General features: G+C 39.0%; 10 protein-coding genes. 3 read left to right on the forward strand and 7 right to left on the reverse strand.

What is annotated here, in order from left to right; all coding sequences use genetic code 11:
* The first annotated feature begins 81 nt into the window (after positions 1-81).
* Positions 82-1,989, forward strand: coding sequence for a DNA primase (gene dnaG / locus CS842_RS04750; protein ID WP_103327712.1), 1,908 nt, complete (start codon positions 82-84; stop codon positions 1,987-1,989).
* Positions 1,990-2,964: 975 nt separating this feature from the next.
* Here dnaG and CS842_RS04755 read toward each other — a convergent pair.
* On the reverse strand, positions 2,965-6,024 hold the full coding sequence (locus CS842_RS04755) for a cytochrome c biogenesis protein CcsA (RefSeq protein WP_241518454.1): 3,060 nt from the start codon (positions 6,022-6,024) through the stop codon (positions 2,965-2,967).
* 212 nt (positions 6,025-6,236) lie between these two features.
* Between CS842_RS04755 and CS842_RS04760 the strand changes: the two genes are divergently transcribed.
* Entirely contained in the window at positions 6,237-7,208 is a 972-nt protein-coding gene (locus CS842_RS04760) for a polyprenyl synthetase family protein (protein ID WP_103327714.1), read from the forward strand.
* Positions 7,209-7,225: 17 nt separating this feature from the next.
* Here CS842_RS04760 and CS842_RS04765 read toward each other — a convergent pair whose 3' ends face one another.
* From CS842_RS04765 to bcp, 3 genes are read right to left on the reverse strand one after another with little or no spacing between them, the layout of a single operon-like run.
* Complete coding sequence (locus tag CS842_RS04765; RefSeq protein WP_103327715.1) at positions 7,226-7,999, reverse strand: MBL fold metallo-hydrolase; 774 nt, start codon at positions 7,997-7,999, stop codon at positions 7,226-7,228.
* 11 nt (positions 8,000-8,010) lie between these two features.
* Positions 8,011-9,012, reverse strand: coding sequence for a recombinase RecA (recA, locus tag CS842_RS04770; protein ID WP_103327716.1), 1,002 nt, complete (start codon positions 9,010-9,012; stop codon positions 8,011-8,013).
* A 16-nt stretch (positions 9,013-9,028) separates the two neighbouring features.
* On the reverse strand, positions 9,029-9,481 hold the full coding sequence (gene bcp / locus CS842_RS04775) for a thioredoxin-dependent thiol peroxidase (protein ID WP_103327717.1): 453 nt from the start codon (positions 9,479-9,481) through the stop codon (positions 9,029-9,031).
* Between the two features lie 292 nt (positions 9,482-9,773).
* On the opposite strand from bcp, the gene nth reads away from it, so the two are divergent.
* Positions 9,774-10,490, forward strand: coding sequence for an endonuclease III (gene nth / locus CS842_RS04780; protein WP_103327718.1), 717 nt, complete (start codon positions 9,774-9,776; stop codon positions 10,488-10,490).
* On the opposite strand, the gene CS842_RS04785 is transcribed toward nth, so the two are convergent.
* From CS842_RS04785 to CS842_RS04795, 3 genes are read right to left on the reverse strand one after another with little or no spacing between them, the layout of a single operon-like run.
* Positions 10,400-10,774 carry a DUF3127 domain-containing protein gene (locus CS842_RS04785; protein ID WP_103327719.1) on the reverse strand — a complete coding sequence of 125 codons (375 nt, stop codon included), beginning with the start codon at positions 10,772-10,774 and terminating at the stop codon, positions 10,400-10,402. The genes nth and CS842_RS04785 overlap by 91 nt on opposite strands.
* A 21-nt stretch (positions 10,775-10,795) precedes the next feature.
* Positions 10,796-11,719 carry an SPFH domain-containing protein gene (locus CS842_RS04790; RefSeq protein ID WP_103327720.1) on the reverse strand — a complete coding sequence of 308 codons (924 nt, stop codon included), beginning with the start codon at positions 11,717-11,719 and terminating at the stop codon, positions 10,796-10,798.
* A 30-nt stretch (positions 11,720-11,749) separates the two neighbouring features.
* Positions 11,750-12,076: an iron-sulfur cluster assembly protein gene (locus CS842_RS04795; RefSeq protein WP_103327721.1), complete on the reverse strand. Its 327-nt coding sequence runs from the start codon at positions 12,074-12,076 to the stop codon at positions 11,750-11,752.
* Positions 12,077-12,115: the final 39 nt, after the last annotated feature.

Raw genomic sequence — 12,115 nt, forward strand, 5'->3', positions numbered from 1 at the left:
GAATATACGGAAAAAAGAAGAAGAGATGTAGAATCCATAAAAAGATTGTAATTTTCAACTCTCTCAATATAAGATCGGCATATGATTTCTCAAGATACCATAGATCAAATCTTTTCCAGAGCTCTGGTAGAAGAAGTCATTGGAGATTTTGTACAGCTGAAAAAAAGTGGCAGCGCTTATAAGGGCCTAAGCCCTTTCGCGAATGAGCGCACCCCATCTTTTGTAGTCTCCCCGGCCAAACAAATCTGGAAAGATTTTAGCTCGGGAAAAGGAGGTAATGTAGTGAGCTTTCTCATGGAACATGAGCATTTTACCTATCTTGAGGCGCTCGGCTACCTGGCCAGGAAGTACAATATTGAATTCAAGGAAGAAAAAATGCGCTCAGCCGGAGAAGAACAAACGGCCAATGAAAAAGAAAGCCTTTACATCATTCAGGAATATGCACAACGCTTTTTCAGAGAGCAATTAAAAGAAAGCCAGGAAGAATGCAATATAGGGTTGAGCTATTTAAAAGAGCGAGGTTTTAGCGAGGAGACGATCGAAAAATTTCAACTCGGTTACGCCACGGAAGATCGCAAACGTTTTACCGAAAGAGCCCTTAAAGAAGGTTTTCAAATGGAATATCTGGAAAAGTCTGGGCTCAGTATCATAAAGAGTGAAGAGGTATTTGATCGGTTTCGCGGACGCATTATCTTCCCTATTCATAGTTTTTCAGGCAGAGTCCTGGGCTTTGGCGGCAGAATTCTCAGGTCAAACGCCCACGCGGCGAAATACCTCAACTCACCTGAAAGTAATATCTATCATAAAAGCCAGATTCTCTATGGCATTCATCAGGCCAAGCAAGCCATTTTAAAGGAAGGTAACTGCCATCTAGTAGAAGGTTATACTGATATGATTTCTCTCTATCAAGCCGGCGTGCAAAATGTGGTGGCTTCTTCCGGAACGGCTCTTACGGTGGATCAAATCTGTCTGATCAAAAGACTCACAACCAATATAGTTTTACTCTATGATGGAGACTCAGCAGGTATTAAGGCAGCCCTTCGGGGAATAGATCTGATTTTAGAGCAGGAAATGAACGTACGCGTACTTTTATTTCCTGACGGAGAAGATCCCGATTCTTTCGCGCGCAGCCATACCTCCTCGGATCTTATCGCTTTTCTTAAGGAAGAAAGTCAAGACTTTATACATTTCAAAACCCAGCTTCTCCTTAAAAAAGGTAAAAATGACCCCATAAAGCATGCTACGCTGATTCGAGATGTAGTGGAGAGCATTTCGAAGACGTCTAATTTGATTCGCCGTGAAGTATACATAAAAGAAACAGCGAAAATGTTGGAAATAAGCGAGCGAGTGCTTTTTCAGGAGCTCGCCCAGATCGATCGAAAAAGCCTGAGGGAAGAAGAAAAAAAGTTTCGACAGGAAAGTATCCGTGCAAAAATTCAAATCAACCTAGAAAGTACCGATGAGATAGATCCGCTTGAAATTCTTGAGGAAGAACTTATCAGTTTGATGCTGCTGCACGGCGAGCATCCGCTTCCGGCTGTTGAAGGCCTCTCAAAAGAGCGGAATATTATTCAGGAAGTAATTGAGCATTTCGATGCAGATCACATGGGATTTTCTAATCCCTTTTATCAAAAAATTTTTAGGGAAATTCAGGAAGGCCTTGCAAAAAATGAATATAGAACAGTCAATTATTTCCTTGAGCTAAACGATGAGACATTAGCGCGTTTTATCTCTTCAAAATTAGTGGAGCCTGACCAGCTGGCGCGTTTTGATAAGAAAGGAATTCATATAATACCCAGGGAGAAAAAATTAACCCATTATTTTCAACAGGCGCTCTTACGCTATAAAGCCCACTATATCTCAAAACTTATCGAAAAGCGGAAAGATGCCTTAAAACAAGCAAACGATGCAGATCTATCTCTGAAAGAGATTTGCAGATTAATCGATTTGAAAAATAAGATCAACAAAGAATTAGGACGTGAAGTATAGAAAATATTTTTTCAAGTTAAACGCTTTTCTGTAGAGAAGATCATAAGTGCTATAGTTTTTAAGATAAATTTTTAAGCTGCTTCGCAGGCTATATCTTCATTATGCAAGAGATGACGCTCAAAAAAAAAACAGAGGACCAGCTATCAAGAACCACTCTTTTCCAACTATCAGAAAAGAGCAGCCAAACTTGTCCCCTTCTTGTCAAATTTAGAAATCTTAAAAATGATACTGCAAAGCTAAGGAATAGTTTCTCGGATCGATAGGGTTGATATAGAAGCTTCTGTAAGTATATTGGTCCAATAGAGATCATGACTGTAAAAGCTCAATCGTTTTCTTATACTGATACCCCAGAGAAACTTTTATGATAGTATAATTTGGCAGTTTTATGGATACCTCATCCGAGGATCCAATACCTCTTTACTTTATCTTAAAGGTATCATTAATAATCGCTTTTAGTAAAGATAGATTTCCCCAACTCAGGAAACGTCAGATTATTATTTATAAAACCTGAAACAACATCGATTTGATCTATGTATTCAGGATTATGTTGATTTTTTTGTCATTCTGCCACGGTTCACGATTTTGCTGATTGATGTATAACCCATATGCTCAATTTTAGCATGTAACAGCCACTTTCGATCTTCTCATAGCGATAAGTTCCGATGGAACTTATAAAAAAGTTTTCTCGGCTGCTATGTGTTTTCCTGTCCTTGTTTTAACAAGAACAAACAGATTCTGGACAAAACTTGTCCCTTGGGATCATACACCTTTCAATAATAGAATGTTTTGAGTCCCTGTGCACTCGAGATAAAACAGCCCGAAAGGAATAAAAATTGATATACTGTCTTTCATCGATTTATGATATTAATAAGAATTTAACGAGGACAAATGTGATTTTTTATTATTAAATCTAAATTAAAATTAGAAACTCAAAACATAGAAAAGTGATGAATTTCAAGATGTGATTCTCAAAAATTATTTATAGCTCCTTAAAGACTTGCGAATCTGGTATTGCGCCATAACTGCGATAAGAAAAATGGAAAAAATTACATAATAAATCCAGAAGGGAATAGGGATGGGGTCTCCTTTGGCATAGGAGTGCAAACCTGATAAGTAATAGTTGACCCCAAAATAAGTCATGACAATAGAAGCAAGCGAGAGAATACTTGCAAAATTAAAAGCAAAAATCCCCCTCAAACCGGGAACCAGTCGCATGTGTAAGACAAAGGTGTAGACCATTACACTTATAAAAGCCCAGGTTTCTTTGGGATCCCAGCTCCAATAGCGCCCCCAACTTTCATTGGCCCAAACTCCTCCCAAAAAAGTTCCGATAGTTAATAGAAATAAGCCCACCATAAGGGTCATTTCATTGATCAGGGTCAATTCTTTAATAATATTTTCAGAAATAGAACGTTTTGTAAAAGGTTGCAAAACATATAATATTAATACGGTTAAGCCTAAAAATCCGCCTACGGCAAAAAAACCGTAGCTTGAGGTAATGATCGCCACATGAACCATCAACCAGTAAGATTTAAGCACTGGTACCAAATGGGTCACTTCCGGACTCATAAGATTGCCATGGGCTACACCCAATAAAGCAGTAGCAGAAAGGGCTGCGATAGATGGGATAAAAAGATTGCCTTTACGATAAAAAATCCAGCTTGATAGAATCATACACCAGCTGATAAAAACCGCTGATTCATAGCCATTGCTCCAAGGAGCATGTCCGGAAATATACCAACGTAGCCCTAAGCCAAAAGCATGGATTAAAAAAGTCAGGCATATAAGAACAATAAGGACGCGAGCTGATAATCGCATCATAGATGAAAAGAAAAAAAGTCTAGCAAAGGCCAGTAGTAGTAAAAGCGCCCCTAGTAGAGCGTAGGCTAGCATAGATCTATAAAAAATATTTGCGTTATTGTAAAATACCTCAGCCTCAACCCTGGAGGATGAAGGCAAGATTTCACGGCCATAGCGCTGCTGATAATCGCTGATTTTTTTAAGCAAATGATCCGCTTCTTGCCAGAGACCCGACTTTTGTGCCTCGGTGAGCGCGACGAAATACTCATTTAACATCTCTAAGGCGATAGTGTCGATTTTCATATCTGCTCGCATCCAGCCGGTCCAGGTATGGTCAGGGTCTTTCGGAATAGGGAAAACACGCAAATATTGCCCCTGCAAAATTCCCGATATAATACCTATGCGCTCGTTCAAATCTATAAGCGCTTTATCATACTCATTACGCTGGGCAGGACTTTTTGAAAAAGCCTGCTTATAATCTCTTTGCAATATAAAATCTACCTGCCCGGTGCGCGGCTCAAAATAATAAAGATTTATCAGTGAGGTACAATCATGCTTATCAGCCTTAGTAATCTTTAATAATTTATTTCCACCTTTATTGCCTACTTTAATAAAGGGAGCCTGTGTCCAAAGGGTAGGGTCCTGATGAATTGCGAGCATCCACTGCACAGCGCTCCAGCCCCTTATTTGATCTCGCTTGTAGATTTTTCGGAGCAATTCCAGGGCCATAGTATGTACGGGCTTAATACGCCCTCCCTGGTCCTGAACAAGCCAACGACTGAATTTGTCCAAATGCGCTTTTGGCACTTCCGGATAAGAGCCAATAAGTTTTTCCAGCTCTATCATTTTAACAGAAGAAGGACGATGCTGAGCCTGGATACTTGTAAAAAATGGAAGTAAAAGAATGAGAAACAGTATTTTTTCACCGGAGGTTTTAAGTAAAGTGCGCCTTAATTTCCAGAAACGCGTGCCTCGCCAAAAAAGACTTAAAAACATACCTAAGGCCAATAGCGCATAACCCATGTAAGAAATGAGGGTCCCCCAATAGTCATGATTAACAGAAAGATGTGTGCCCTTGGCGTCTGGATCATAGCCCGATTGAAAAAAACGATAACCTTTATAATCTATCACATTATTCATGAAAATCCGCATGTTTTGTTCGCGATCCCCGTCAATAAGGGTCAACTCGCTTGCAAAAGAAGAAGGACTGGAAGAACCGGGGTAGCGCTCGAGCTCAAAGCGGTTTAAACGAATTGCAAAAGGGGTATGCATCAAAATAGATCCATAGCCGATAGAGATTTGTTTATCGCCTAAAAGAATCTGCCCATTCATATCAAGTTGGCCTTTTTTCCCGAAAAATGTAAGGGTCTTTGACAGATCACCGCTTGAAATTTCTGCAGTAATAGCATCAGGAAAATTTTCCTGCTGGGATTTGGGCGCCGAAGTATACTTTAAAATACCATAACGCACCGGATCTGGAATCACCCATTGCACAGAGCCCACCTGATAAAGCGCTCTGAGATGCAGCTCAGAAGGTACTCCCTTTTGTATATGCCCTCTGGCACCTGTGGCCATAATAGTATAACTACCCTCAAAGGGGGAAAGAAGATATAACTTTCCGTTTTTCTCATAGACTTGTAAGGTATTGGGTCCCAAGTATCCTGAAAAACTGATAGAAAGCATGCCAAAGTTCTTTGAATGACCTTTGCCAAGATAAGTTTCTACACGACCCTGGTTAGCTGTAGTCACAACTTTAAGTAAGGGTTTACCACTGGAACTTTCGATAAACATCTCACGGGCGGCTGGAACATAATCTATAACTCTTAATCTAAGAATATCTTCTTCAAACTGAAATTTCCCCTGAAATCCGCTGTGCAAGGGCACTAATAAATAAAGCATTTCATAACCCCGAATGCGATTATCTTTAGATACCTGGAGTTTAATAAAAGTTTTATCAGAAATGATTTGCTCAGAAGTAGCTCCTTCGCGAATAGACATCATTCCCTCAAAACCGATATACCGAGAAATGGCCCCCCCTATAAAAATCCATACAAAAGCCAAGTGAAAAATAAGCAACGGCCATTTTTCTTTCTTCCAGAGACGATATTTTCCAATATTTCCGATAAAGCATACTATGAGAAGTATCATAAGAGTTTCAAACCAACTGGCTTCATAGATCAAAGCTTTGGCGGTAGCTGTAGTATAAATCTGCTCGAAAAAGGTACCCACTGCCATTGAAATTGCAAAAACAAGAAGAAGAACAGCCATTATACGGGTAGAAAACAGTAGATTAAAAGCTTGGCGCATGGAGTTAACTTTATCAGAGTAAAGGTAGAAAAATTAACTACGCTAAAGGAAGATTGATAAGGGTTTAGACCCTATAAACCTTATTTGATTTGTATATCACAGAATACAGATATAAACTTATATTTAAAAAAATTATCTCTATGAAGTCACTGTCAAAATATCAACTGCTCATCGAAGAATATATTAAAAAAAATTTCTTTGATAAAATGTCTGAAAATATCTATGAACCTATTAATTACGTTTTATCAATGACTGCAAAACGTGTTCGTCCCTCGCTTTGCTTGTTGGCTACGGAGATATTCGAAGGAGATATATATAAAGCTTTAAAACCCGCTGTGGCTCTTGAATTTTTCCACAATTTCACGCTCATTCACGATGATATTATGGATAAAGCTCCGCTGCGTAGAGGAAACCTCAGCGTGCATAAAAAATGGAACGAAACTACAGCCATTCTCTCTGGTGATCTTTTGCTGATCAAAGCTTATCAGCTACTAGAAGGACTTGAACCAGAACTATTTTACAAAATAGTCCGAGAGCTTTCGAATACGGGCGTAAAAGTTTGTGAAGGGCAGCAAATGGATATGAGTCTAGAAGAAAATTCTGAAGCTATATTTCAGCAATATATTGAAATGATCCAGCATAAAACGGCAGCACTTATCGGATCAGCACTAAAAACAGGTGCCCTTTTGGCTGAAGCTTGTGAAGAAGATGCAAACCATTTATATGAAACAGGGAAAAACATCGGTATAGCCTTTCAAATACAAGATGATCTGCTGGATGTATTTGGACAGACCGAACGTATAGGTAAAAAACATGCAGGCGATATTTATGGAAATAAAAAAACCATTCTTTATTTTAAAACCCTTGCGAAGGCCAAAGAAAGAGAAAGAGAAGAATTGTTCTACTGGTATAGTATCAGAACTGACAATATAGATAAGATATATGCCGTAGAGCAAATCTTTAAAAAATTGCACATTGGAGAAGAGGTAAAAAAAGAACTAATTCGATATCGACAAAAAAGTCTGGATTGTCTTTCAAAAGTTACGGGAAATAAAGAAAAAAAACAGGCACTTATCGAGTTTCTTGATGAATCGCTTATACGTCTTTACTGACAGCATAGCTCTTAAGTTCAATACAAACATTCTATTGATAAGCCATCATAAGCGGGCAAAACACCAGAAGGTAAATCTTTGATCAAATCTTTATGAAATCCGATTTCATAACTCATATGGGTAAGATAGGTCTTTTCAGGAGAAAGTTTTTTAATGATATTTAAGGCCTGAGGTAATGAAAAATGAGAAGGATGCTCTGGCTTAATTCTTAAAGTATTCAACACCAAAAACTCAATATTTTTTAAGGACTCTATAGTGGTCTCTGGAAGAAAGCTAGCATCGGTAATATAAGCAAACCGGCCTATACGGTACCCCAAGATAAATAAATCATTGTGCTGTACCTCTAATGACAGAATCCTGAACCCTTCTACATCAAAAATTTCCTGACTCTTTATAGAAAGAAGCGAAAGTTCAGGTTTTCCTGCAAATTTTTTCTCTGAAAAAATATAAGAAAAACGATACTTAACCTCCTCAAGAACCCGTTCCAGGGCATATACAGGAATAGGTTTCTTAGCTTTAAAATAAATTGGGCGCAAATCATCAAGACCTGCTAGATGATCATTATGTTCGTGAGTAAGCAAGAGAGCATCTATACAATCTTTACGATTTTTCAGCATCTGCATACGAAAATCGGGACCGCAGTCTATAAGCAGATTTTTATTGCCTTTTTCTATAAGAATGGAGCTTCGCGTGCGTCTATCTCTGGGATCTTGTGAAAGACATACAGGGTGGGTACATCCAATAACAGGGACGCCTTGTGAGGTGCCCGTGCCCAGGAAAGTGATTCTCATATATAAATTTTCTATACCTTAATCGTTAAGTTTTCCTGAATGACTTGTTCTATTTCTTCACGCAACTCATCTTTATCCTTAAGTAGTTCTTTGACCGTATCACGCCCCTGACCCAAACGCACCTCTCCATAACTAAACCAGGAACCGCTCTTTTTGATAATACCCATTTCAACACCCAAGTCAAGCACCTCTCCGGTACGTGAGATACCCTCACCATACATGATATCAAACTCAGCAGTTCTAAAAGGTGGAGCCACCTTATTTTTTACTACTCTTACGCGGGTACGATTTCCTATGGTTTCTTCACCATTTTTAATCTGTACCCCTCGACGGACATCCAGACGGATTGATGAGTAAAATTTCAGAGCGTTTCCTCCGGTAGTGGTTTCCGGATTTCCAAACATAACGCCAATTTTTTCTCTTAATTGATTGATAAAAAAAGCTGTACATTTTGTTTTACTGATGCTACCCGTTAATTTTCTAAGTGCCTGAGACATTAAACGCGCTTGCAGGCCCACTTTAGAATCACCCATTTCTCCTTCAATTTCGCTACGTGGGGTAAGAGCAGCTACTGAATCGATAACAATGATATCAATAGCGCCTGAACGAATAAGATTATCTGCTATTTCAAGGGCTTGTTCACCATGGTCAGGTTGAGAGATGATGAGATCATCAACATTCACGCCTAATTTCTGCGCGTACACACGATCAAAGGCATGCTCGGCATCTATAAAAGCAGCCAGTCCACCATTTTTCTGAGCTTGCGCGATGGCATGCAGTGCAAGGGTGGTTTTTCCCGAAGATTCCGGACCATAAATTTCTACAACACGACCCCGGGGATAACCTGCCACGCCCAGCGCTCTGTCGAGATTTAAAGAACCGGATGGAATAACTTCCACTTCTTCTATAGCGGAATCTCCCATACGCATGACAGTTCCTTTGCCATAGGTTTTATCCATTTTATCGAGAACAAGCTGAAGCGCTTTTTTCTTCTGCTCTAAATCTTCACCCATATTTTTTTGTGTATTATTATTGTTGTTTCATAATTTGTAAAGCATGATCTTTGGTCTTTACATTATCGATAATACGCGAGATATATCCCTTCTCATCGATGATAAAAGTTTTTCTAAGAATGCCCTCGTAAGATTTACCTAAAAATTTCTTGGACCCCCAGGCTTCAAAAGCCCTAATGACCTCTTTACCTTCATCAGCGAGCAAGAGAAAAGGCAAGCGATAATTTTCACGAAATTTTTTCTGTCGCTCAGGCGAATCTGCGCTTACTCCGAGTAATTCGTAGTTTTGATCCTGTAAGCTTTGGTAATAATCTCTCAAACTGCAGGCTTCCGCGGTACAGCCAGGTGTGCTGGCTCTTGGATAAAAAAATATTATCAATTTTTTTCCTCTGTAATCCGTTACATTTATCTTTTTACCGTCTTGATCTACCCCATCGAAATGAGGAATTTTATCGCCTGCTTTTAACATGTATGTATCTTTATTTTAATGCATAAAAATACAGATTTTCAGGCTATTTTTAAACTGTTTTAAACCCTAAAATCTCCCTCTAAGCAAGCTTATTTAATCGACGATATTTTAAAGATTTCAAATTAAGTGTGCCCTTTTATAAGCTATATCTAAAACAATTAAAAACCAACAAAATAATAGTTTTGTAAACTTCTACCCTGATCAATATAAAGATATCTTTAAAAAATTCCGGAGCATGGAAAACAGCAAAAAACACTATTATAATGTTTATATAACTCTCGAGATATTTTAAATCCAGATGAAAGATAGAATTAACCTAATTATCAACATTTTAGAATCACTTTATCCAAATCCTTCGATTCCATTGCAGCATAAAGATCCCTTTACTCTGCTTATTTCAGTACTCCTCTCAGCGCAAAGCACAGATAAAAAAGTAAATGAGATCAGTTCTGATCTTTTCACCAAGGCCGATACGCCTGAAAAAATGGCCGCGCTAGAGGTTAAAAAAATCAGCGAGTTAATCAAAAAAATAGGATTATATAATAGTAAAGCAAAAAATATCCAAGCGCTTTCCAAAATATTGATAGAAAAACACCATGGACAAGTGCCGGACAGTTTTGAAGAGCTGGAAAAACTACCCGGTGTAGGACATAAGACCGCATCAGTGGTGATGTCCCAAGCCTTTAGTAAGACAGCCTTTCCTGTAGACACACATATACACCGACTTATGTATCGCTGGGGTCTGAGCAGTGGAAAGAGCGTTGAACAGACAGAAAAGGACGCTAAAAATTTATTTCCCAGAGAATTATGGAATAAACTTCATCTGCAAATCATTTACTATGGAAGGGAATATTCGCCTGCACGCGGATGGTACCTAGAGAAAGATCTTATTGCGCAATCACTTCTAAAAGAAGATTCTCAAAAAGGCAAATCATCAAATTCGTTTTCCGAAGAGGCAACGGCACTATCTGATACAGGAGGTACAGAAGGCGCGCTTACTGAAGAATGAAGTGTTTGATTATGAACTTTTTCTATGCGCCAACCCTGTATGGAATTAAAATATTTTGTCACCCCTTCAGGATTGACCCACTCTCTGCCACGCAAATTGATTGAGATTTTCACCTGATCATCGGGCATCAATGCATCGAGCAGTTCGGTCTTGTCCTGAACAAATTCTACGAGTATATGTTGAGGATACTGCTCTTCGGTAATAAGCACCAATTCACGCTTTCTAAAGCCGCTAGCAAAAGTTTGAGTGTCTGAAATTTTTTTTACTCTTCCTGATATTTCCATAATTAATCGCTATGTTTTAAATCACACCTTATCTGTAGGCTTTTTCCCGGAGTTTTTCATGGCATCGCCAATCTGACTAGAAGCGCTGAAAGAAGCCACCATGGTATTGAGCATTTCACTGGCGGCTCCAGGTGAATTGGGCAGCAAAATCAAATTGGTATTAGTACCCTCACCCATTGACTGCAAGGTATCATAATGTTGAGTTACAACGATCAGAGCCGACGCTTCTTGCGAATTGATACCTACATTGTTAAGCACTTCTACCGATTCAAGCAGCCCTTTGGCAATTTCTCGTCTTTGATCGGCGATACCTTTTCCTTGCAGTTGTTTGCTCTGAGCCTCGGCCTTGGCTTTGGCGACGATTTTGATGCGCTCGGCTTCCGCTTCATACTCTGCGGCTACTTTTTCACGCTCAGCTGTATTAATACGATTCATCGCTTGCTTGACTTGTTCATCGGGATTGATATCAGTTACCAGTGCTTTAATGATCGAATAACCATAATTATGCATAGCCTCATCAAGCTCCCTCTTAACGGCCAGGGCAATATCATCTTTTCGTTCAAAAACATCGTCAAGACGCATTTTAGGCACCTCAGCACGAACCACGTCAAATACATAAGCGGTAATCTGTTCATGAGGATTTTCAAGTTTATAAAAAGCCTCATAAGCTTTATCTTTGATAACCTTAAATTGCACCGACACCTTAAGGTGAACAAATACATTATCTTTAGTCTTGGTCTCTATAGTCACATCGAGTTGTTGTATTCTCAAAGAAATAAGACCTACTACCTGATCAAATAAAGGAAGTTTCAATTGCAAGCCCGCCTGACGAATGCCTACGAAACGCCCAAAACGCTCTACAATAGCGGCGCTCTGTTGTTTAACGACAAAAATCATACCTAGGCTTCCAATCAGAAACAGTGAAAACAATATAATAAAAGTCATAAAATATTTTATTAAAAATGAGAAAAGTTCTTATAACATGCCCAGCTCCAAGCGTGCTTCCTCGCTAAGCATTTCAGAGCTCCAGGGAGGATCGAAGGTTAAAGTCAGATCTACCTCCCGCACTTCATCAATAGCTTGAACTTTTTGCTTTACCTCCTCAGGAAGAGTTTCAGCCACAGGACAATTGGGAGTGGTTAGTGTCATAATAATCTTTATATCTGCCTCATCACTTATCTGAACATCATAAATTAGCCCTAATTCATAGACATCTACAGGAATTTCGGGATCATAAATGGATCTCAAGACCGAAATGATTCGCTCTCCAAGAATATGGGTTTTCTCTTCTGTAAGGGACATAGCTTTTTAAGCTTACTCGGAAAGTAAATTCCGAAAAGA

The organism is Bacteroidetes bacterium endosymbiont of Geopemphigus sp., assembly GCF_002904345.1.
Taxonomy (GTDB): Bacteria; Bacteroidota; Bacteroidia; order Flavobacteriales; family Blattabacteriaceae; genus GSPS2-BC2016.